This is a genomic window from Paraburkholderia antibiotica (assembly GCF_012927125.1).
GTDB lineage: Bacteria > Pseudomonadota > Gammaproteobacteria > Burkholderiales > Burkholderiaceae > Paraburkholderia > Paraburkholderia antibiotica.
This window is the reverse complement of the sequence record NZ_JABBFZ010000013.1, coordinates 166,372-188,289: the sequence shown is the minus strand read 5'-3', so window position 1 is coordinate 188,289 and position 21,918 is coordinate 166,372. Positions and strand designations below refer to the sequence as shown.

Below are 21,918 nucleotides of genomic sequence, written 5' to 3'. Positions count from 1 at the left end.
GCGAGTAAAGAGCGGCCAGGAATCCTCCTATGCCATCCGGCCGAGGCGACAGCGCGAGCGTTTCAGCGTGAAATAACGGAAACGCCGGCGGCGGTGGCGAACCCGAACGCCAAAAGAAAAAAGCCGCGCAAGGCGGCTTTTTTCGCACGAACAAACGACGCTCAGGGAGGGCGCTTATGAATGTCCGGTTTGTATTGCGTGTGTTTTCAACGGCGTGCGACGGCGGCAGCGGGCCGTCGGGCGCCAGCCTCGCTCTCGCCGCTGGTGTCGCGCGCGCCCCAGCGCTGCGCAAGCGCGGCGCACACCATCAACTGGATCTGGTGAAACAGCATCAGCGGCAGCACGACGGCGCCGACCGCGTGCGACGCGAAGATCACCTTGGCCATCGGCACGCCAGCGGCCAGGCTCTTCTTCGAGCCGCAGAAGATGATCGTGATCTGGTCCGCGCGGTTGAAGCCGAGCCGCTTGCTCACGAAGATCGTCACGGCCAGTGCGAGCGCGAGCAGCACCGCGCTCACCACCACCAGGCCGCCGAGCGCGGACAACGGAATGGTGTGCCACAGGCCTTCGTTGACGGCCTCGCTGAACGCGCCGTACACGACCAGCAGGATCGAGCCCTGGTCGACGAACTTCAGCACGCCGCGGTTGCGCTCGATCCACTTGCCGATCAGCGGGCGCAGCAACTGGCCGGCAATAAACGGCACCAGCAGTTGCAGCACGATGTTGCCGACCGTATGCCACGGCGACGAGCCGCCGGTCGCGGCCTGATTCGTGACGATCAGGCTGACGAGTGCTGGGGTGACGAAGATGCCGAGCAGGCTCGACGCGGACGCGCTGCATACCGCGGCCGGCACGTTGCCCTTGGCAATGGACGTGAAGGCGATCGACGACTGGACCGTCGACGGCAGCGTGCAGAGGAAGAGGACCCCGGCGTAGAGCGCCGGCGTGACAAGGGGCGAAAGGATGGGTTTAAGCGCGAGGCCGAGCAGCGGAAACAGCGCGAACGTGCTGAGCAGCACAACCAGGTGAAGGCGCCAGTGCGTCGCGCCCGCCACGATCGCTTCGCGTGAGAGCTTGGCGCCATGCAGGAAAAACAGCAGGCCGACCGCAATGTTCGTCACCCAGTTGAACGCCGTGGCCGCCTGCCCGTGCACGGGCACCAGGCTGGCGAAGATCACGGTGCCGACGAGGCACAGGGTGAAGTTATCGGGTAGGAATTTCGGGCGGGCCATGTCGGAATCTCGATTCGATGACGCGGAATTAGCACGGGACGCGCGTCGCGGACGCCGTCCCGAGGAAGGGGAACCGGCTATTGTTGTCGAAACTCGATTGAAGAAGCAAATTCATTTGCCGAATCGATTAATGAGTGTCGCGCATCGGCAGCGTGGCCGAACGTGCTGGGCGTAGCGCCGACCCCCGCGCCGATACGTTCGCGGTGGTGCTCAGGATCCGCTCAGGATTCAGTATCGGCGACCCATCGGATTGTGCTCGGTCCGTTTTAACTACTACGATGGCCAACGGGCTATCGGCAGATTCGGCAAGCTCGCGCCGCAATAGCGCAAACGCCCGCCAGTAAGCGGTTTCGGCGCGCTCGCGCAAGGCCTCTGTCGTAGAAAAACGTCGCAGTAACAAGGTGTTACATCCACCGACGCGGCATAACACTTTTTGGCTCGACACCCTCTGCCGACGCCCATAAATTACCGTTCAATGGCCGCAGGGATACCCGGCGTCGCGCAGCAACGCGGCGCTTTTTCAGCCGTCCCGCAACAGGTCCATCGCAGCTCGAACGATGGATTTCAGGCGAGTCTTCGGGCGTGAGAGTCACAAAGGTGGACGGGTTGTCGAGAACGAGGCACTGGGCGTGGGGCGCGGTCATCGCCGTGCTGTGTTCGTTCGCCCATGCAAAAGGACCGAACGTGCCGCACGGCGGCGCCGCCGCGTATGCGCACGGCGGCGCGGACCGTTCGATGCGCATGGAAATGCGCGGCGGCGGCCGTTATGGCGGCATGGCCGGCGCGCCTGTCGGCACTCGAGCCTCCCGCGGCCCGATAGCCGCTCGCGATCCGCGCATGCAGCGCGGCGCAATGTTCGCCGACGCCAATTACAGTTACGGCTACGGTAACTACAAGTCAGGCATGCGCCGGGTCGGCGGGCCATTCGGCTTTGCCGCCGAGCGTGGGCGCATGCAGTACGCCGGCGCGATCACGCCGATCAGCGCCGAGGCGCGTCCGGTGCCGCGTTCGCAGCAAAACATGCCGATGCGTAACGGCTCGATTCGGGCCGACGTCACGCGTTACAACGAGGAGCGCGGCGCCGCGCGCGCAATGCAGCGTCCGAGCGACGATCCGCGTCAGTCCGAAGGGTCGCCGTACCGGAATTAGCTGGGCGCGATGTACCGCGAGGTCGGGCGCGCGCTGGAAGATGTTCGCGGCACGGCGGACATAGCGGATCGGTTGCACCGACGTGGCTGACGGTGTGCCATTACCGCTCGCACTTTCTACTTCTCCATCCCCCGCGCTTTTTAGTCCCCCGGTTCCGGTGCGGACTTCGATAGCCTGATCGTCCATCGCCAGCCGGATTGGTCTGGCCCACCGCTCACCCTGGCCGCAACTCTCCCAATCTGACGTATCGACGCCACACTTTTTTGAAATCGCTCGGCATCGCAGTACCCGTCAGCGTCAAATCTTGGCATTCTGCCGCCTCGCGTCATCCAGCCGTCATCCGCAGTGTTCCGATCCGCGTCGGCGCGCTGTTTACCGCTTGCAGCGGCGCGTTCGCGCAGCCGGCGGCGGCGTGGATCCGGTGTCCGCCATTCGTCATACCAGGCCGATAACCGACCAAACTATTCAACCCGATATACCGGCAATAAGCAGCGATATTTTTGTTTATAAAAATGGTCCGCAAAGATGGTCCAGCCCCGATTGGCTCGACGATCGAACGGATAACAACAATGGTTCGCGCGAGCGCCCCCTTTCGCACAGCCACACCCTTTTGACAAAGTTTGGAGATCCCATGAAAACAAGCCTCAGCAGCGCGCTGAAGATCATTCTCAAGGCCGGCGCGTGCGCTGCCGTGCTGGCCGGCGCGTCGTCCGCGTTCGCGCAGTCGAGCGTGCAGCTCTACGGCCAGGTCGACGAATGGGTCGGCTCGCAGAAATTCCCGGGCGGCAAGGCGGCGGCGGTTGTGTCGGGCGGCGGTATGTCGACGTCGTACTGGGGCTTCAAGGGGGCCGAAGATCTGGGCAACGGCTACAAGGCAATCTTCACGATCGAAGGCTTCTTCCGCGCGCAGACCGGCTCGTACGGCCGCTTCGACGGCGACACGACGTTCTCGCGCAACGCCTACGTCGGCATCGAAGCGCCTTGGGGTACGGTGACGGCCGGTCGTCTGACGACGCCGCTGTTCGTTTCGACGATCCTGTTCAATCCGTTCATCGATTCGTACGTGTTCTCGCCGATGGTCTATCACACGTACCTCGGCCTCGGCACGTTTCCGACCTACTCGACCGATCAGGGTGTGACTGGCGATTCGGGCTGGAACAACGCGGTGTCGTATGCGTCGCCCAACTTCAACGGCCTGTCGGCGACCGCGATGTACGCGCTCGGCAACACCACGCAGAACGGCGCGAAGAAGTGGAGCGGCCAGGTGCTGTACTTCCACGGCCCGTTCGCGGCGACCGCGGTGTACCAGTACGTGAACTTCAACAACGTGCCGGGCGACCTCGGCAGCTTCGAGACCTCGGGCGTGCCGGGTCTGCGCAGCCAGAGCGTCGCGCAGGCGGGTGTGTCGTACGACCTGAAGTTCGTGAAGCTGTACGGTCAGTACATGTACACGTACAACAACCAGCAGGTCACCAGCTGGCACGTGAATACCGGACAGGGCGGTGTCACGGTGCCGTTCGGGCCGGGTTCGGTGATGGCGTCGTACGCGTATTCGCGCAACGGCGGCGGCTCGAACCAGACGCGCCAGACGGCCGCGGTCGGCTACGACTATCCGCTGTCCAAGCGCACCGACGTCTACGCCGCGTACCTGTACGACCACATCACCGGTCAGTCGAGCGGCAACACCTACGGCGCGGGGTTGCGCGCGAAGTTCTAAGCGCGCTTTACCGGCCTCGCCGGCCACATCGGCTACTGCGCTTTCATGACAAAGCCCGCCTTCCTTCCGGAACGCGGGCTTTGTCGCTTCCAGACATTGAGTCGCTCGGATCTCCACGCTTTGCTGCCCGTTTTTTGATAAACCCGGCAAAATGGCGACGATTGATTCCTGAAGCGAGCGACCGAGATGGATACCCTCGTCAGCATGAAAGTGTTTCGTCACGTGGTCGAGGCCGGCAGCTTCGTCGGCGCGGCGGAGAAGATGGAAATGTCGGCCGCGATGGCGAGCAAGCACGTGATGCATCTGGAGCAGCAGCTCGGCGCGCGGCTCCTGAACCGCACCACGCGCCGCGTCGCGCCGACCGAGGCGGGCCGCGAATACTACGAGCGTCTGAGCCAGGCGCTCACCGAGCTCGACGAAGCCGGCCAGGCGGTCGGCGCGGCGAGCATCGTGCCGCAAGGGCGGCTGCGGGTGTCGTCGCTGTCGGCGTTCGGGCTGAACCACGTGATGGCCGCGGTGGCGGACTACGCCGCGCAGTATCCGCAGGTCACCGTCGACATGACGCTGTCGGACCGGGTGGTCGAGTTGATCGACGAGGGTTTCGACGTCGCGATCCGCGCGTCGCCGAACGGGCTGAAGTCGTCGTCGCTGATCGCGCGGCAGATCGCGACCGCGCACCTCGTGCTGTGCGCGTCGCCCGCGTATCTGCGCAGGCACGGCACGCCGAAGAGCGTCGCTGATCTCGCGCGTCACAACTATCTGCAGTACGCGGGCGTGTCCGCGCTGGAAGTCGCGACCGGCGAGGCGAGTGCGCGGGTGCGTCTGTCGGGCAATCTGATCGTCAATCAGCTGGAGGCGCAGCGCGTGGTGGTGCTGCACGGAGCGGGCATCGCGATGCTGGGCACCGAGGTGATCGGCGGCGATCTCGCCGAGGGACGTCTCGTGCCGCTGCTCGTCGACGAAGTGCCGCCGCGCGAGTTGCCGATCCACATCGTGTACACGAGCAGGCGGCATCTGTCGGCGAAGGTGCGCTCGTTCGTCGATTTTCTGGCGGCGCGCTTCGCGAACGAATCGCTGTGGCCGTCGCTGGAGCAGATCAAGGCGTTGGCGGTGCGGTAGGGGTTGGCTCTTGGCGCTGAGCTCTGAGCTTCGCGCCATATTAGTGATTAGCCGGCAGCCTGGAGCCATTAGCCCAGCGGCCGAGCGCCGCCCAAGCTCCCAACTGCCCGCGTCGCGCCTCGCTGCCGCCTCACTCCCCAGCCGCCTGCCTCGCGCCCAGCTGCCGCCTCAAGCCCCAACCGCCCGCGTCGCGCCTCGCTGCCGCCTCACTCCCCAGCCGCCTGCCTCGCGCCCAGCTGCCGCCTCAAGCCCCAACCGCCCGCGTCGCGCCTCGCTGCCGCCCCAAGCCCCAGCCACCCGCGTCGCGCCCCGCTGCCGCCTCACCCCTCAACCGCCCGCGTCGCGCCCCGCTGCCGCCTCAAGCCTCCCAACCGCGGCCCCGCGCCCCCCCAGCCGCCTTACCCCGTTTCGCTATACTGACTGGCAACACCCGTCAGTTAATGATCTGGGGGAGACATGACCGATCTGTCCACGCCGCAGCGTGCCGGCAGCCACAAGCTGCCCGCGGGCCGGCGTCTGCGTTTCGTCACCGCCGCCGCCTTGTTCGACGGCCACGACGCGTCGATCAACATCATGCGGCGCATCCTGCAGGCGAGCGGCGTCGAGGTAATCCACCTCGGCCACAACCGCTCGGTCGCCGAAGTCGCGACCGCCGCGCTCGACGAGGACGCCGACGGCGTCGCCGTGTCGAGCTACCAGGGCGGCCACAACGAATACTTCCGCTATCTCGTCGAGTTACTGCGTGCGCGTGGCGGCGAGCGCATCAAGGTGTTCGGCGGCGGCGGCGGGGTGATCGTCCCCGAGGAGATTGCCGCGCTCGAACGCGACGGCGTCGAGAAAATCTACTCGCCGCACGACGGCCAGCGCCTCGGCCTGCAAGGAATGATCGACGACATGATCGCGCGCTGTACCGCGAGCGCGCAGGTGGAGCAGGTGGCGGAGCCGGCGCAGGTGCACGAATGGCTCACCGAACTCGCGGCGCGGCCATTGCCGCATTTCGGTGATAGTGAAGGCGATGGCGAAGCGCGGCGCGTGGACGGCACGCATGGCGCACACGGCACCGCAAGCGGCAGCAGTCCAGACAGCGCAAACAGGACAGAGGCGACATCGACACCCGGCGCCGCCAACACTTCCGATCCTGCCATCCCCACCTTCCGCCGGCTCGCCCGACTGATCAGCGCGTTCGAAACGAAGACCGCCGGCCCCAGCGCGCGCGACCAACTCGCAACCCTTGCTCAATCCATCCGGATTCCCGTGCTCGGCATCACCGGCACCGGTGGTGCGGGCAAGTCGTCGCTGACCGACGAGCTGATCCGCCGCTTTCGCCTCGACTACGGCGACGCGCTGACGATCGCCGTGCTCGCGATCGACCCGTCACGCCGCAAATCCGGCGGCGCGCTGCTCGGCGACCGCATCCGCATGAACGCGATCGGCGCATGGAGCGGCGGCGCGCGTGGCGGCGCCCGCGTCTACATGCGCTCGATGGCGACGCGCGACGCGTCGAGCGAACTCTCCGACTCGCTGCCCGACGCGCTGCGGCTGTGCAAGGTGGCGGGGTTCGATCTGATCGTCGTCGAGACGTCGGGGATCGGCCAGGGCGACGCGGCGATCGTGCCGTTCGTCGACGAATCGCTGTACGTGATGACGCCCGAGTTCGGCGCCGCGAGCCAGCTCGAAAAGATCGACATGCTCGACTTCGCGAGCTTCGTCGCGATCAACAAGTTTGATCGCAAGGGCGCGCAGGACGCGCGGCGCGACGTCGCGAAGCAGGTGCAGCGCAATCGCGCGGAGTTCGCGACTTCGCCCGACGCGATGCCGGTGTTCGGCACGATCGCGTCGCGCTTCAACGACGACGGCGTGACCGCGCTGTACCGCCATATCGCCGACGTGCTGCGCGGCCACGGTCTGCGCGCGGGCGGTGGCCGGCTCGATGCGCGCGACGGCCTGCGCTTCTCCAGCAACCTGCACGCGATCGTGCCGCCGGCGCGCGTGCGCTATCTGGCCGACATCGCGCAGACGGTGCGCGGCTACCGCGAGCGGGCGGAGGCGCAGGCGCGGATCGCGCGTGAGCGCTGGCAATTGAGCGAGGCGCGCCGGATGTTGAGCGAGGCGGGCGCGTTTGCCGATGCGAAGGTGCGGGCGGTCGCTGTTGCGAATGAGGCCGTGAATACGGGCACGAATCCGGCCGCAAAAATAGCCGCAAACACAGCCGCAAACACAGCCGAAAGCACAGCCGAAAGCACAGCCGAAAGCACAGCCGAAAGCACCACGCGAGCCGCCGGCGCCACCCGCAACGCCGCCTCGTCGTCCGCGAGCACCGAAACCGACCCGCTCCTCGCCCCGCTAAACGCGCTCATCGCCGAACGCACGGCCGCGCTCGGCGAACGCGAACGCGTGCTGCTCGACACCTGGCCGCACACGGTCGCCGCCTATTCCGGCGACGAACACGTGGTGCGCATCCGCGAGTGCGAAATCCGCACTGCGCTGACGGTGACCACTTTGTCGGGCTCCGCGGTGCGCAAAGTCTCGCTGCCCAAATTCGTCGATCACGGCGAGATTTTGCGCTGGCTGATGCTCGAGAATCTGCCCGGTTATTTCCCATTCACCGCCGGCGTGTTCCCGTTTCGCCGCGAGAACGAGGACCCGACGCGAATGTTCGCGGGCGAGGGCGACCCGCAACGGACCAATCGCCGCTTCAAGCTGCTGTCGGAAGGGATGCCGGCCAAGCGACTGTCCACCGCGTTCGATTCGGTGACGCTGTATGGCGAGGAGCCGCACGAGCGTCCGGACATCTACGGCAAGATCGGCAACTCGGGCGTGTCGGTCGCCACGCTCGACGACATGAAGACGCTCTACGACGGCTTCGATCTGTGCTCACCGGAAACCTCGGTCTCGATGACGATCAACGGCCCCGCGCCGACGATTCTCGCGATGTTCTTCAACGTCGCGATCGATCAGCGGATCGCGTTGGAGGAGCAACGGCAAGACCGTCCGCTGACCGCCGACGAACTCGCGCAAACGCGCCGCAACGCGCTCGAAAACGTGCGCGGCACCGTGCAGGCCGACATCCTCAAGGAGGACCAGGGGCAGAACACCTGCATCTTCTCGACCGAATTCAGCCTGAAAGTGATGGGCGACATCCAGGCGTATTTCGTCGAACACGGCGTGCGCAATTTCTACTCGGTGTCGATCTCCGGCTATCACATCGCCGAGGCCGGCGCGAATCCGATCTCGCAGCTCGCGTACACGCTCGCGAACGGCTTCACCTACGTCGAGGCGTATCTGGCGCGCGGCATGTCGATCGACGAGTTCGCGCCGAATCTGTCGTTCTTCTTCTCGAACGGCATGGACCCGGAATACACGGTGCTCGGCCGCGTCGCGCGACGCATCTGGGCGGTTGCGCTGCGCGAGCGCTACGGCGCGAACGAGCGCAGCCAGAAGCTCAAGTATCACGTGCAGACCTCGGGCCGCAGCCTGCACGCGCAGGAGATCGACTTCAACGACATCCGCACCACGCTGCAGGCGCTGATCGCGATCTACGACAACTGCAACTCGCTGCACACCAACGCGTTCGACGAAGCGATCACGACGCCGACCGAGGAGTCGGTGCGCCGCGCGGTGGCGATCCAGCTGATCATCAATCGCGAATGGGGGCTCGCGAGGAACCAGAATCCAAATCAGGGCAGCTTCGTGATCGACGAGCTGACCGATCTGGTCGAGGAGGCGGTGCTCGCCGAGTTCGAGCGGCTCACCGAGCGCGGCGGCGTGCTCGGGGCGATGGAAACCGGCTATCAGCGCGGGCGGATTCAGGACGAATCGATGCTGTACGAGCATCGCAAGCATGACGGCTCGTATCCGATCGTCGGCGTGAATATGTTTCTCAGCGCGCATCCGCACGAGGCGCCGCGGCCGATCGTGCTCGCGCGCTCCACCGACGCGGAAAAGCAGAGTCAGCTGACGCGGCTACGCGACTTCCAGACGAGACACCAGGACGACGCGCCGGCCGCGCTCGAACGCCTGAAGCGCACGGTGATCGACGACGGCAATGTGTTCGCGGTGCTGATGGACGTGGTGCGTGTGTGTTCGCTCGGGCAGATCACGCACGCGCTGTTTGAAGTGGGCGGGCAGTATCGGCGGAATATGTAGCGAGGAGCGAGGTGTGGGTTTGAGGAGGGCGCGGCTCGGTGCTTGGGACGCGTATGAGCGGTGACGATGAACTGAAGCCCGCCCGTTTCGATTTACACGCTCGTAGCCAGTCCGCTCGAAAAACTGTTGCTCCGTGGTTGGGCGCCCACGAGGCAAATCCTCGGTCCCGTCATTGGCAGACAAGTGCTTTGGGGAGCGGGTCCACTTCAGAAACATGAAACCGGTCCGATGAACGGTCGTCAAAGGGAGCCTGCCAGTCGACTGTGTCGGCAGTCTGGGCACAGGACTCCGATTTCAGCGCTTCCATCGCGGAGCCTTGCTGCAAGCGGCTCTGCAGGCGACTACCGTCAGATTTCACACGATTCGTACGATTACCCCGGAAAGGGCGTTATTGCGTGATCTCCTGTTCGCGGCCCGCCTGCTCGAACCAGGCAGTCACCGCCTTCCAGTGCTGGTCGCCATAGAGCCGGCGAAAGCGCGAGGTTTCTTCCGCCTGTGCATTGCGCCATATGGTCAGGCGCTCGGCGATGAACGCTGGCGTCAACGCCAGGCCGCACTCTACGGTGATGCAGTGACGCCACTGATCGTAGGTATGGGAAATCACATTCTTCTCCTTGGTTGCATTAGGCGTTTTTCATGACGACGGGAAACGACCTGCCCTAAAAGTTTCCACACGGTAACCGCGATCTTTGGCAGATTTTGATGTTATGTTATAACATTGCTAATATTGATTTTGGTGGCTTGTAAGGCTTTCCCATGCAACTCACTGCCAACCAACAACGGGTTCTCGCCACGCTCCAGCAGGCCGGCAGCCCGCTCAGTGCCTACGCACTGCTGGATCGATCGGCTGCGCGACGCGGGCTTCAGCGCGCCGGTGCAGGTGCACCGGGCCTTGGAGCGCCTTGCCGAGCAGGGGCTGGTTCATCGGCTGGAGAGTCTGAACGCATACGTGTCGTGTAGCCATTCAGGCGGTTGTCGGCACGGCCTCAAGGCATTCGCCATTTGCGACAACGGCGGGCGTGTTGATGAGTTCACCGACAACAGTCTGGGGCGCTACCTCGGCCGCTGGATGAAGGACAACGCCTGCTCGCTGCGCAGCTTGACCATCGGGTTGCATGGCAAGTGCGAGGCTTGCGTCGGCCCGCAGTGACATCAACGCCGACCGATGACCCACGAACCCGAAGAAATGACGATGAACACCGCAACGCTGACCTCCACGAAAAAACTCCCCGTCACTGTCCTGTCCGGCTTTCTGGGCGCGGGCAAGACCACGCTGCTCAACCACATCCTGAACAATCGTGAGGGTCGGCGCGTCGCGGTCATCGTCAACGACATGAGCGAGGTCAACATCGACGCCGCGCTGGTACGCGATGGCGGGGCTGAACTCTCGCGCACCGACGAGAAGCTGGTGGAGATGAGCAACGGCTGCATCTGTTGCACCTTGCGCGAGGATCTGCTGGTGGAGGTGGATCGACTCGCCAAGGAGGGCCGCTTCGACCAGCTCGTCATTGAATCCACCGGGATTTCGGAGCCGCTGCCCGTGGCCGAGACCTTCACCTTCGAGGGCGAGGACGGCCGCAGCCTGGGTGAAGTCGCCCGGCTCGACACGATGGTGACGGTGGTCGATGCCTTCAACTTCTTGCGCGACTACAGCTCGCGCGACAGCATCCAGTCACGCGGCGAGTCGCTGGGCGAGGAAGACCACCGGACGGTCGTGGATTTGTTGATCGGCCAGATCGAATTCTGCGATGTGATCGTGCTCAACAAGACCGACCTCATCAGCGATGATGAACGTGAGCGGCTGATGGCGATCCTGCGCAGCCTCAACCCGCGCGCCCGCATCGAGGTGGCTGAGTTCGGGAAGGTGCCGCTCGACCGCGTGCTGGACACAGGGCTGTTCGATTTCGACGAAGCCTCCAAGGCGCCCGGGTGGCTGCAAGAACTGCGCGGCACCCACACGCCCGAAACCGAGGAGTACGGCATTCGCAACTTCGTGTATCGCGCGCGCCGCCCGTTTCATCCGCAACGCTTCTTCGACTGGGTGGAAAGCGAATGGCCGGGCGTGGTGCGCTCCAAGGGCTTCTTCTGGCTCGCTACGCATCCGACGCTGGCGGGCAACTGGTCGCAAGCGGGCGCGGGGGCCCGGCACGGCCCTGCCGGCTACTGGTGGGCGGCTGTGCCGCCCGAACGCTGGCCGCAAGACCTGGAATCCGTCGCCCTGATCCGCGAGAAATGGGACGAGCGCGTGGGCGATGCGCGCCAGGAACTGGTGCTGATCGGCATGGAGATGGACGAAGCGGCGCTGCGCGCCCGCTTTGATGCCTGTCTGCTGACCGACAAAGAAATGGCCCAGGGCCCGCAGGCGTGGACGACCTGGCACAACCCGTTCCCCGATTGGCCCTGATTTGACTGTGCTCCCCATGCTCTGAACCGGGTTGGGGCGCATCCCCACCGGATTTTGAGCATGAATGCAGCACTTCCCGACGTTTCACTGACCGACATCGCCCCCCGCCTCAGTCCACTGGCCTGGGTCGGCATGCAGGGCATCGACCTGCCCGTCACCGTGGCCGAATCCGGCTACCGGCGCGAACTGCACGCGCGCGCCGACATGCAGGTCGATTTACCCGCTCCGCATGTCAAGGGCATCCACATGTCCCGGCTGTACCGGCTGCTGGATGCGCTGGGCCAGGGAGAGGCGCTGTCGCCCACTGGCCTGCGCCTTCTGCTCCAAGCCATGATCGACAGCCATCAAGACTGCGACACCCGCAGGGCGCGGTTGCGCCTGAACCTGACGCTGCTGGTGCAGCGTCAGGCGCTGGTCACGCAGGGGCTGGCTGGCTGGAAGTCCTATCCCGTCTGCCTGGACGCGTTTCTCGTCAGAGGCAAGTTCAGATGCCGCGTGCAGGTCACGGCGGCCTACTCCTCGACCTGTCCGTGTTCGGCCGCGCTGTCGCGACAGATCATCGAACAGGGCTTTCTGAAAGACTTCGGCCGGCAGTCCACGGTGAATCCGGCCGACGTGGCGGCCTGGCTGCATCGGCATGGGACGCTGGCGACGCCCCACAGCCAGCGCAGCGAGGCCCAGGTCGCGGTGGACGTGGCGGGCGATGCGCAAACGCTGGGCATCCTCACGCTGATCGACCACATAGAGCAGGCCGTGGGTACGCCCGTGCAAACGGCGGTCAAGCGCGCCGACGAGCAGGCGTTCGCGTCGCTCAACGGCCAGAACCCGATGTTTGTCGAGGACGCGGCACGGCGTATCGAGGCGGCATTGAGCCACTACGCCAACCCTGGCGTCCATGTCCGGCACCTTGAGAGCCTGCACCCGCACGACGCGGTGGCGTGGGCGGCTTCGATGCCCGAAGGCGTTTCCGTATGAGCGCCGACTCTCCATCCAGCCTGATACCCGTCACTTTGCTGATAGGGTTCCTGGGCAGCGGCAAGACTACCGTGCTCAACCACCTGGTGCGCCAGCCCGAGTTGGCCGATGCGCTGGTCATCATCAACGAGTTCGGCGAAATGGCGCTCGACCACCTGCTGGTCGCCCACAGCACAGAGAACCTCGTGACGGAGATGAGCAGCGGCTGCCTGTGCTGCACCATCCGCGGTGATCTGGTCAAAACCCTGCGCGATATTACCTGGCGCTTCTCGCGTGGCGGCCAGCGGCAGTTCCGGCGCGTGCTGATCGAGACCACTGGCCTGGCCGATCCGGCACCCATCATCCACACGCTGATGACCCATCCTCAGATCTCGCCGAAGTACCGGCTCGACGGCATCGTCACGACCGTGGACATGGCCACGGGCATGCACACCCTCGACCAGCACCCGGAGGCCGTCAAGCAGGCGGCCGTGGCCGACGCGCTGCTGCTGACCAAGGCCGATCTGGTATCGAGCGAGCAACGCCACGCGCTGTTGGGCCGACTGGATGGCATCAACCTGGCCGCCCCGCGCTGGGAGGTGTGCAATGGCGAAATCGCACTGCAGAAGGTGCTGAATCTCGGGCTGTTCTCTGCGGATGGCAAGACCCCCGACGTGGCGCGCTGGCTGCGGGAGGAAGCCTATCCGCCGGCGCGTCGACACGTACACGATCACCATGGGCACGATCACGGCCATCGCGGCCACGACCATGCCGCGCATGAATCGCATGGTTACCATGAGCCCGGCCACGGCCACGCGCACGACCATCACGACGTGAACCGCCACGATGACCACATCCGCGCATTCTGCTTCCATGTCGATGAGCCGATACCCGACGAGGTACTGACCACCTGGCTCGAACTGCTCATGGGCTTCGTGGGCAGCAACATCCTTCGCGTCAAGGGCATCCTCAACGTGGAGGGAGAAGCGCAGCCGATCGTCGTGCATGGCGTGCAGCACATCTTCCATCCACCCGTGCCCCTGCCGACCTGGCCCAGCGAGGACCGCCGCTCGCGCCTGGTCTTCATCACCCGGGACGTTGACCGGGAGGTGGTCGAGCGCACCTTCGAGGCGCTGCGGCTGGCGCTGCCGCAAGCGGGGGAGGCGACCGAATGAACCCGCCCATCCTTCTCTACAACACGCTCGCGCGCAAGAAGGAACCATTGCGCACCGAACAGCCCGGCCGGGTGACGATGTATGTGTGTGGCCCTACGGTCTACAACTACGCCCACATCGGCAACGCGCGGCCCGCTGTCGTGTTCGATGTGTTGGCCCGGTTGCTCAGACATGATTATCGGGAAGTGATATATGCACGCAACTTCACCGATGTGGACGACAAGATCAACGCCGCTGCCGCTGCCGAAGGGGTGCCCATTGGTACCATCACCGACCGCTACATCGACGCCTACCATGAGGACATGCGGGCGTTGGGGGTGCTGACGCCCGACCTGGAGCCGCGCGTCACCGAACACATCCCCGCGATCATCGACCTGATCCGGGAACTGATCGAGCGGGGCCACGGCTACGTCGAACAGGACCACGTGCTGTTCCACGTGCCGTCCTATCCGGCCTATGGGCAGCTATCGGGGCGGCGCACCGAGGACATGCTGGCCGGCGCCCGTGTGGAGGTGGCGCCCTACAAGCGCGACCCGATGGACTTCGTGCTTTGGAAGCCCTCGACGCCGGAGCAGCCGGGCTGGGACAGCCCTTGGGGCCGGGGCCGTCCTGGCTGGCATATCGAATGTTCAGCCATGATTCGTCAGCACCTGGGCCACACTATCGACATCCACGGCGGTGGTCAGGATCTGATCTTCCCGCACCACGAGAACGAAATCGCCCAAGGCACCTGCGCCCACGGCAGGCTTTACTGCCGCAACTGGGTGCACAACAGCTTCGTCACTGTGGATGGACAGAAGATGTCCAAGTCCCTGGGCAACGTGGTGCGGGTGCGCGATCTGCTGGCTCGGTCACCGGGCGAAGCTGTTCGTCTGGCCCTGCTGTCCACCCACTACCGACGACCGCTGGACTGGAACGCGCAGCGCCTTCTGGCTGCGCGGCAGGCCCTGACGCGCTACTACGACAGCCTGTCAAAAGTCACTCAGCTCCCTGACCTGCCGCCGGTCGCCCCCGACCCTGAGGTGCTGGAAGCATTGAGGAACGATCTCAATGTTCCCGGCGCGCTGGCGCGGCTGCGCGTGCTGCTGACGCAACTCGACGATGCGCAAACGGATGTCCGACGGGCGCACGCCAAATCCGTTCTACTGGCATCCGCCGGGGTGATGGGGCTGTTGAAGCAGTCGCCACAAGCGGCCCTGACTGCACTATGGCCGGCGGCGTCGGTGCCATTTGCGCAGTCGTCCGGTGACACCCGGATCAATACGCTGTTGGCTGAGCGTGAGCAGGCTCGTCGGAACCGTGATTTCGCCAAAGCGGATGCGCTTCGCGATGAACTGGAAGCAGCCGGTTTCCTCATCGAAGACACCCTCAAAGGCGCGGTACTGCGCCCCGCCAGAAAGGAGCAAGCATGAAACGCTGGCCCGCCCGACTGCTGGTGATGCTGGTGCGCGGCTACCAGTTGTTCGTCGGTCCGATGCTCGGACCGCGCTGCCGCTTCCGTCCCACCTGCTCGCAATACGCCATAGATGCGTTGCGATCGCATGGCGCACTCAAGGGATCATGGCTGACGCTGCGGCGCCTGGGGCGCTGCCATCCGCTGCATCCGGGCGGTTATGACCCTGTACAGCCTTGCTGCTCCCATAAGGGAGGTGGCCTGTGCTGATTCGCAAGCTGTTCAAGTTCGAGAGCGCTCATATTGTGCGTGGATGCAGCACGAGGCGCTGCTCGCACTCCATCCATGGCCATTCGTACAAGGTCGAGCTGTTCCTGGAGGCGCATGCGCTCGACAACGGCCAGATGATCTATGACTTCGGCTTGCTCAAAAGCCACGTGCGCGACCTCATCGACGCCTTCGATCATGCCGTTGCGCTCTGGTCAGGTGACGAACCGGACTATCTCTCGGACATGCGCAAGCACTCTGAGCGATGGGTGCTGATTCCGGTATCGCCAAGCGCAGAGCAGTTCTCTCGGCTGTTCTTTCGCCTGGTCGATGCCGTACTGACGCTCACCGACATGGCCAACGGTGAAGCCGACGTGCGGCTGCACTCGGTCATCGTTCATGAAACCGAGACCGGCTATGCACAGTGCTTTCGGGAAGACGCTCATAACCCGCGTATGGGCCATATCGACCTGAATGCCATCGAGTTCTCATCGGCCATCACAAAAGATTGGCACGAGCCCAACTTGCTCGAACTAATCAAGCGCGGCCAACGCTTGTCCCCGTTAACGAAAGAGTCCGTATGATCAGAAAAAACCCGCGTGGCGACCTGCCACAGATTCACCCCAGTGCCTTCGTCGATCCGACCGCCATCCTGTGCGGCCTCGTGGTCGTCGAGGAAAACGTGTTCATCGGCCCCTATGCGGTCATCCGCGCCGACGAGATGGACGCCGATGGACGCATCGACCCCATCGTGATCGGCGCCCATTCCAACATCCAGGACGGCGTGGTGATCCATTCCAAGTCCGGCGCCAGTGTGCGGATAGGGCAGCGCACTTCCATTGCCCATCGCGCGATCGTGCATGGCCCCTGCGCCATTGGCAACGGTGTTTTCATTGGCTTCAATAGCGTGCTGTTCAACTGCACGATCGATGACGGCTGCGTGGTTCGTTACAACGCCGTGGTCGATGGTGTCCGCCTTCCTGCGGGTTTCTACGTGCGTTCGACCGAGCGCATCGGTCCCGAAACCGAGCTGGCTTCGCTGCCGCAAGTGTCTGCCGCCGCCAGCGAGTTCTCCGAGGACGTGGCGCGGACCAACAACGAGTTGGTGCTTGGCTACAAAGCCATCCAGAACGAGTTCTAACCCATCAGGAAAAAGAAAAGCATCCATGCATCAACCTCAGCGTGCCCTTGTGGTCAGTGCGCTTCCAGGCTCCGCTTCCGCCTCGGTGGCGATCACGCTGCCGGATGGCAGCCGCCGTACGTTCGGTCATCCCGTTTCCGTGCTGGAGGTCGCACAGGCTATCGCACCCAGTCTGGCGAGAAACACCGTGGCGGGCAAGATCGATGGGCGGCTCGCCGATGCGTGCGACGTGATAGCCCACGATGCGGCGTTGCAGATCATCACACCTCAGGATGAGGAAGGGCTTGAAATCATCCGGCACTCCTGCGCACACCTGATAGGCCATGCCGTCAAGCAGCTCTACCCAAGCGCGAAAATGGTCATCGGGCCAGTCATCGAAAACGGCTTCTACTACGACATCGCCTACGAGCGCCCCTTCACGCCCGAAGACCTGAGCGCCATTGAAGCGCGCATGAAGGAGCTGATCGCGCAGGACTACGACATCATCAAGCAGACGACGCCGCGCGCCGAAGTGATCGAGATATTCAACGCTCGCGCCGAGGACTACAAGCTGCGCCTGATCGACGACATGCCGGACGAACAGGCGACAGGCTCATGAACGTCACCGGCAACACCATCACGCTATCGGCGGCGCGGCACGCCGATCTGCTGGTGCAGGGCGGAATCGTCATGACACCGGGCGGTGCCGAGCGCATCGACGTGGCCTGCTCGCAAGGTCGGATCGTTGCGCTTGGCGATCTTCGTGGCACATGGAGCGCCGAGACCACATTGGACGCCAAAGGCCTGCATGTGTTGCCCGGTGTCATCGACAGTCAGGTGCATTTCCGCGAACCGGGCCTGATGCACAAGGAGAACCTGGAGGCGGGCACGCGCGGGGCGGTGCTGGGCGGCGTCACCGCCATCTTCGAGATGCCGAACACGACCCCGCTGACCTTGAGCGCGGCCGACCTGCAAGCCAAGCTGGATGCCGCCCAAGGCCGCGCGTGGTGCGACCACGCTTTCTACATCGGCGGCTCGGCGGTGAACGCAGAGCAACTGGCTGAGCTGGAGAACCTGCCCGGCTGCGCCGGCGTCAAGGTCTTCATGGGCAGTTCCTTCGGCGACCTGCTGGCCGACGACGATGACGTTCTGCGCCGCATCCTGCATCATGGGCGCAGGCGACTGGCCGTGCATGCCGAGGATGAGGCCCGGCTGCGCGAGCGCAGGCACATCGCCCTGGAAAGCGCGGACGTGCGCCAGCATCCCGTCTGGCGCGATGTGGACAGCGCGTTGATGGCGACGGAACGCATCGTGCGGCTGGCCGCCGAGTGCGGCCGACGGCTGCACGTTCTGCATGTCTCCACCGCCGAGGAAATGATGTTCCTGGCGGCTCGCAAGCATCGCGTCACGGTGGAAGTCACGCCCCACCATCTGACCTTGCAAGCGCCTGAATGCTATGAACGCCTTGGCAGCCTGGCGCAGATGAATCCACCCGTGCGCGAGCAGCGCCATCAGGACGCGCTATGGCAGGCGATCCGCGATGGCGTGGTCGATGTCATCGGCAGCGACCATGCGCCTCACACACTGCAGGAGAAGGCGAAGCCCTATCCGCAATCGCCGAGCGGGATGACCGGCGTGCAGACGCTGCTGCCTGTGATGCTCGACCACGTGCATGCCGGGCGCCTGGGTCTGCAACGGCTGGTGGATTTGACCAGCGCCGGGCCGGCCCGCATCTTCGGCATCGAGGGCAAGGGGCGCATCGCGCTGGGCTACGACGCGGATTTCAGCATCGTTGATCTACGGGCACAGCGGGTCATCCACAACGACTGGATCGCTAGCGTCAGCGGCTGGACGCCGTATGACGGCCAGGCCGTCACGGGCTGGCCCATCCACACAGTGGTTCGAGGGTGCTGTGTTGTTCGGGATGAAACGTTGGCCGGAGAGCCGAAAGGCGCGGTGGTTCGGTTCCTGGAATCGTGGTCAAACGAAACCAGAGGAGAGTCTGATGCCTGATTCAACCGAACTCACAAACCGGAGCCGGAAAGCCACGCTGCCTCGTCTGCAAATCCTGATCTGGAAATATTTCAGAAAGCAGATGCACGTCATTTGACACCCGAAGAGGTGTATCGCCTGCTGTTCAGGCAAGTTCACGAGGTCGGGCTGGCTACCGTGTACCGCGTGCTCGCACAGTTGCAGCAAGCCGGCCTGTTCAAGCCGGCGCACTTCGAGGCAGGGCGAGCCGTTTACGAGCTGGATGATGGGATGCACCATGACGACCTCGTGTGTACGACGTGTGGCCGCGTGCAGGACCCCGACGCTTCTGTAAGCAGAACGTCGCACTTGATTATGTAGGGGAAGCAGATTGGAAATTTGCCATCTTCGTTGCTTTCTCGCAGTGCCTCAAAAACTTGGGGACGCGTCAGAAAACGGAAAATAAAACCCGTTAGCGAGAGGCGATCGCCAGCAGGAACTGGTCCTGATCGGCACCGGGGTGGACGAGGCATCGTCACGCGCGGACGCGCGTATTGCGCGCTCGACAGACAGCTATACCGCTACGCGGTTGCGCCAGTGGTTACGCAACAAGTACAAGGTTCGGCGTCGCTGGGGCGGGACTTATCCATCCCGGCACCTCGACGGGCACCTCGACGGGCACTTCGGTCTCGTGCGTCTGACTGGTCCATGGTTGGAACCTGCCGTGTGTGAAGGCGTGATGTCCTGTCCGAGAGCCGGATGCGGGAGATTTGCATGTCGGGTTCGATGAGCGGGATGTGGAAACGGAGCTAGGGCGAGTTTCCAGGGCACCGCCAGACGAAAGAGGCGGTAACAGACAAACCGAACCTACTGCCACCGCGCCACATCTCGACTCTACCGATCACGGCCCTTGCTGCAGGCACGGCGAAGGAATCTCAGACCTGGTCTGACGCTGACTGAGAGATCAGGTCTTGACTTACGCACGTCAAGTACGTCAAGCGGCGGCGCCGGCAGGCTGTGTCGCCCGCCGTCGCCACCCCGTTTGATACCTCAGCGCCCAATCCCCAGGCGTGCTTTGGCGTCGTCGTATTCCTGCGTCAGACGCTGCACCAGTTCGCCGACGCTCGGCACGTCGTCCATCAGACCGACGCCCTGGCCTGCGCCCCAGATGTCCTTCCACGCCTTCGCCTTGTCGCTGCCGAAGTTCATCTTGGTCTTGTCCGACTCGGGCAGCGCGTCCGGGTCGAGCCCCGCGTTCAGGATGCTCTCGCGGATGTAGTTACCGTGCACGCCCGTAAACAGGTTGGTGTAGATGATGTCGGCGGACTTCGAGTTGACGATCGCCTGCTTGTAGGCGTCGACCGCGTGCGCCTCTTTGGTCGCGATGAAGCGCGTGCCCATGTACGCGAGGTCCGCGCCCATCGCCTGCGCGGCGAGAATCGAGCCGCCGTTCGCAATCGACCCCGACAGCACGATCGGGCCGTCGAAAATCCGTCGCACTTCGCCGACCAGCGCGAACGGCGAGGTCGTGCCCGCATGGCCGCCGGCGCCCGACGCGACGAGGATCAGCCCGTCGACGCCCGCTTCGAGCGCCTTCTGCGCATGGCGCAGATTGATCACGTCATGCAGCACGATGCCGCCGTAGCTGTGCACCGCATCGACGATTTCGCGCGCCGGCGCGCGCAGACTCGTGATGAAGATCGGCACCTGGTGTTCGACGCACACACGCACGTCCTGCTCGAGCCGCACGTTCGACTGGTGGACGATCTGATTGACCGCGATCGGTCCGATGACCGCGTGGGGGTTCGCCGCCTTGTGCTCGGCGAGCTGCGCCTGAATCTGCGTCAGCCATTCGTCGAGCAATTCGGCCGGCCGTGCGTTCAGCGCCGGGAATGAACCGACGATGCCGGCCTTGCACTGAGCCAGCACGAGTTCGGGATAGCTGACGATGAACATCGGCGAAGCGACGACGGGCAACGCGAGGTTTTGCAGAACGGCGGGCAATGCCATGGTGCGAGTCTCCAATTTAGGCCAGCCGGTGCGACGTACCGCGCCCGGCGTTTGATGAGGTTCGATGAGTTTAGCGGCACACGGCTTGCGGCGCGTCGTGTTGTGCCGTGTTGTGTCGCGCGGTAGCCGTTGGGTTATGGGTGTTTCCCGCTGACGACCAGCCCACCCGCCGAAGCACCCGCTAATTTAAGAACGGTCGTTCGATTATAGGCGAAGCCTGGGGCCCGCGCGCGCCGTGCCCGTTTGGAACGGTTCGAAGGAGTATTCAGGTTCCATGCGAGCGTGGGTTATCCCACCTCGCATCGGCATGCCGGGCTTCTACAATGCACAGACCCTCAAACGACCAACGAGACGTCATGGCCTTCGAGAATTTCACGCCCTTTCGCGTCGCCGTGGGCGATGTCGATATTTTCGGAGTGAAGGGCGGTGCCGGACCGCCGCTGTTGCTGCTGCACGGCCATCCGCAATCGCACCTGATCTGGGCGCGCTGCGCCACGCAGCTCGCACAGCATTTCACGGTGATCGCCACCGACCTGCGCGGCTACGGCGCGTCCGGCAAGCCGCCGAGCGACGCCGCGCACACGCCGTATTCGAAACGCGCGATGGCGGCCGATCAGGTCGCCGTGATGCGCCACTTCGGCTTCGAGCGTTTCCTCGTCTGTGCGCACGATCGCGGCGCGCGCGTCGCGCACCGGATGGCGCTCGATCACGCCGACGCGGTCGAGCGTCTGATGCTGCTCGATATCGCGCCGACGCTGGCGATGTACGAAGCCACCGACCGCACCTTCGCGACGCACTACTTCCACTGGTTCTTCCTGATCCAGCCCGAGCCGCTGCCCGAAACGCTGATCGGCGCGAATCCGGCCGCCTACGTCGACGCGGTGATGGGCAGCCGCTACGCAGGCCTCACGCCGTTCGACCCGGCCGCGCTCGACGCCTATCGCGCGGCGCTCGCGCAACCGGGCGCGGTGCACGCGATGTGCGAGGACTACCGGGCGTCGGCGAGCATCGACCTCGAACACGACCGTGCGGATATCGAGCGCGGCAACAAGATCGGCTGTCCGCTGCGGGTGTTGTGGGGCGACAAGGGCGTGATCGAGAAGTGCTTCGATGCGCTCGCCGAATGGCGGCATGTGGCGCGCGACGTGAGCGGCCGCGCGTTGTCCTGCGGGCACTATCTGCCCGAGGAAGCACCGGACGAACTGGTCGCCGAGATGCTGTCGTTTTTCGAGGCGGTCGAGCAATGAACGACGGGCCGCCC

The 21,918-nt window shown here is 64.4% G+C and carries 18 protein-coding genes and 1 pseudogene; 16 read left to right on the top strand and 3 right to left on the bottom strand.

Annotated elements, in window-relative coordinates; translation table 11 throughout:
• Positions 1-206 precede the first annotated feature (206 nt).
• Positions 207-1,232, bottom strand: coding sequence for a bile acid:sodium symporter family protein (locus tag HHL14_RS21135; RefSeq protein WP_169499560.1), 1,026 nt, complete (start codon positions 1,230-1,232; stop codon positions 207-209).
• Positions 1,233-1,829: 597 nt separating this feature from the next.
• Between HHL14_RS21135 and HHL14_RS21130 the strand changes: the two genes are divergently transcribed.
• From HHL14_RS21130 to HHL14_RS21115, 4 genes are all read left to right on the top strand, one after another.
• Positions 1,830-2,381 carry a hypothetical protein gene (locus HHL14_RS21130; RefSeq protein WP_169499588.1) on the top strand — a complete coding sequence of 184 codons (552 nt, stop codon included), beginning with the start codon at positions 1,830-1,832 and terminating at the stop codon, positions 2,379-2,381.
• A 631-nt stretch (positions 2,382-3,012) separates the two neighbouring features.
• A complete protein-coding gene (locus tag HHL14_RS21125) occupies positions 3,013-4,098 on the top strand; it encodes a porin (RefSeq protein ID WP_169499559.1) in 1,086 nt (361 codons plus the stop codon).
• 186 nt (positions 4,099-4,284) lie between these two features.
• A complete protein-coding gene (locus tag HHL14_RS21120) occupies positions 4,285-5,217 on the top strand; it encodes a LysR family transcriptional regulator (protein WP_169499558.1) in 933 nt (310 codons plus the stop codon).
• A gap of 456 nt (positions 5,218-5,673) precedes the next feature.
• Positions 5,674-9,363: a methylmalonyl-CoA mutase family protein gene (locus HHL14_RS21115; RefSeq protein ID WP_169499557.1), complete on the top strand. Its 3,690-nt coding sequence runs from the start codon at positions 5,674-5,676 to the stop codon at positions 9,361-9,363.
• 388 nt (positions 9,364-9,751) lie between these two features.
• Here the strand turns inward: HHL14_RS21115 and HHL14_RS21110 are convergent, their stop codons facing one another.
• A complete protein-coding gene (locus tag HHL14_RS21110; RefSeq protein ID WP_169499556.1) occupies positions 9,752-9,967 on the bottom strand; it encodes a hypothetical protein in 216 nt (71 codons plus the stop codon).
• Positions 9,968-10,183: 216 nt separating this feature from the next.
• Here HHL14_RS21110 and HHL14_RS21105 point away from each other — a divergent pair, with 216 nt between their 5' ends.
• The 11 genes and pseudogenes from HHL14_RS21105 (at position 10,184) to HHL14_RS21055 (ending at position 19,028) form a co-directional block, all read left to right on the top strand.
• A complete protein-coding gene (locus tag HHL14_RS21105; RefSeq protein WP_329601709.1) occupies positions 10,184-10,513 on the top strand; it encodes a transcriptional repressor in 330 nt (109 codons plus the stop codon).
• A gap of 15 nt (positions 10,514-10,528) precedes the next feature.
• Positions 10,529-11,767 carry a zinc metallochaperone GTPase ZigA gene (gene zigA / locus HHL14_RS21100; protein ID WP_230413146.1) on the top strand — a complete coding sequence of 413 codons (1,239 nt, stop codon included), beginning with the start codon at positions 10,529-10,531 and terminating at the stop codon, positions 11,765-11,767.
• Between the two features lie 60 nt (positions 11,768-11,827).
• Entirely contained in the window at positions 11,828-12,742 is a 915-nt protein-coding gene (folE2, locus tag HHL14_RS21095; protein ID WP_169499555.1) for a GTP cyclohydrolase FolE2, read from the top strand.
• Positions 12,739-13,896 carry a CobW family GTP-binding protein gene (locus tag HHL14_RS21090; RefSeq protein ID WP_169499554.1) on the top strand — a complete coding sequence of 386 codons (1,158 nt, stop codon included), beginning with the start codon at positions 12,739-12,741 and terminating at the stop codon, positions 13,894-13,896. The genes folE2 and HHL14_RS21090 overlap by 4 nt, the downstream gene beginning before the upstream one ends.
• Complete coding sequence (cysS, locus tag HHL14_RS21085; protein ID WP_169499553.1) at positions 13,893-15,308, top strand: cysteine--tRNA ligase; 1,416 nt, start codon at positions 13,893-13,895, stop codon at positions 15,306-15,308. Before HHL14_RS21090 ends, cysS begins: the two co-directional genes overlap by 4 nt.
• Complete coding sequence (gene yidD / locus HHL14_RS21080; RefSeq protein WP_169499552.1) at positions 15,305-15,559, top strand: membrane protein insertion efficiency factor YidD; 255 nt, start codon at positions 15,305-15,307, stop codon at positions 15,557-15,559. The genes cysS and yidD overlap by 4 nt, the downstream gene beginning before the upstream one ends.
• Positions 15,553-16,140 (top strand): 6-pyruvoyl trahydropterin synthase family protein, encoded by a 588-nt coding sequence (locus tag HHL14_RS21075; protein ID WP_169499551.1) that lies wholly within the window; start codon positions 15,553-15,555, stop codon positions 16,138-16,140. The genes yidD and HHL14_RS21075 overlap by 7 nt, the downstream gene beginning before the upstream one ends.
• Positions 16,137-16,697: a gamma carbonic anhydrase family protein gene (locus HHL14_RS21070; RefSeq protein ID WP_169499550.1), complete on the top strand. Its 561-nt coding sequence runs from the start codon at positions 16,137-16,139 to the stop codon at positions 16,695-16,697. The genes HHL14_RS21075 and HHL14_RS21070 overlap by 4 nt, the downstream gene beginning before the upstream one ends.
• Positions 16,698-16,722: 25 nt before the next feature.
• Positions 16,723-17,289, top strand: a pseudogene (locus tag HHL14_RS21065) (TGS domain-containing protein); the annotation flags it as partial.
• Between the two features lie 2 nt (positions 17,290-17,291).
• Positions 17,292-18,689, top strand: coding sequence for a dihydroorotase (locus HHL14_RS21060; protein ID WP_169499549.1), 1,398 nt, complete (start codon positions 17,292-17,294; stop codon positions 18,687-18,689).
• 108 nt (positions 18,690-18,797) lie between these two features.
• Positions 18,798-19,028, top strand: a complete 231-nt coding sequence (locus HHL14_RS21055) for a transcriptional repressor (RefSeq protein WP_329601713.1) — start codon at positions 18,798-18,800, stop codon at positions 19,026-19,028.
• Positions 19,029-19,697: 669 nt separating this feature from the next.
• Here the strand turns inward: HHL14_RS21055 and HHL14_RS21050 are convergent.
• Positions 19,698-20,657: an NAD(P)H-dependent flavin oxidoreductase gene (locus HHL14_RS21050; protein WP_169499548.1), complete on the bottom strand. Its 960-nt coding sequence runs from the start codon at positions 20,655-20,657 to the stop codon at positions 19,698-19,700.
• A 356-nt stretch (positions 20,658-21,013) separates the two neighbouring features.
• Here HHL14_RS21050 and HHL14_RS21045 point away from each other — a divergent pair, with 356 nt between their 5' ends.
• On the top strand, positions 21,014-21,904 hold the full coding sequence (locus HHL14_RS21045) for an alpha/beta fold hydrolase (protein WP_169499547.1): 891 nt from the start codon (positions 21,014-21,016) through the stop codon (positions 21,902-21,904).
• Positions 21,905-21,918: the final 14 nt, after the last annotated feature.

What these genes read in the sequence shown, in the direction of transcription:
- HHL14_RS21120 (WP_169499558.1), top strand. Translation starts at nt 4,285, where the DNA reads ATGGATACCCTCGTCAGCATGAAAGTGTTTCGTCACGTGGTCGAGGCC.
- HHL14_RS21050 (WP_169499548.1), bottom strand. Translation starts at nt 20,657, where the DNA reads ATGGCATTGCCCGCCGTTCTGCAAAACCTCGCGTTGCCCGTCGTCGCT.
- HHL14_RS21070 (WP_169499550.1), top strand. Translation starts at nt 16,137, where the DNA reads ATGATCAGAAAAAACCCGCGTGGCGACCTGCCACAGATTCACCCCAGT.
- HHL14_RS21090 (WP_169499554.1), top strand. Translation starts at nt 12,739, where the DNA reads ATGAGCGCCGACTCTCCATCCAGCCTGATACCCGTCACTTTGCTGATA.
- HHL14_RS21125 (WP_169499559.1), top strand. Translation starts at nt 3,013, where the DNA reads ATGAAAACAAGCCTCAGCAGCGCGCTGAAGATCATTCTCAAGGCCGGC.
- zigA (WP_230413146.1), top strand. Translation starts at nt 10,529, where the DNA reads ATGACCCACGAACCCGAAGAAATGACGATGAACACCGCAACGCTGACC.
- folE2 (WP_169499555.1), top strand. Translation starts at nt 11,828, where the DNA reads ATGAATGCAGCACTTCCCGACGTTTCACTGACCGACATCGCCCCCCGC.
- HHL14_RS21045 (WP_169499547.1), top strand. Translation starts at nt 21,014, where the DNA reads ATGGCCTTCGAGAATTTCACGCCCTTTCGCGTCGCCGTGGGCGATGTC.
- HHL14_RS21115 (WP_169499557.1), top strand. Translation starts at nt 5,674, where the DNA reads ATGACCGATCTGTCCACGCCGCAGCGTGCCGGCAGCCACAAGCTGCCC.
- cysS (WP_169499553.1), top strand. Translation starts at nt 13,893, where the DNA reads ATGAACCCGCCCATCCTTCTCTACAACACGCTCGCGCGCAAGAAGGAA.
- HHL14_RS21060 (WP_169499549.1), top strand. Translation starts at nt 17,292, where the DNA reads ATGAACGTCACCGGCAACACCATCACGCTATCGGCGGCGCGGCACGCC.
- HHL14_RS21135 (WP_169499560.1), bottom strand. Translation starts at nt 1,232, where the DNA reads ATGGCCCGCCCGAAATTCCTACCCGATAACTTCACCCTGTGCCTCGTC.
- yidD (WP_169499552.1), top strand. Translation starts at nt 15,305, where the DNA reads ATGAAACGCTGGCCCGCCCGACTGCTGGTGATGCTGGTGCGCGGCTAC.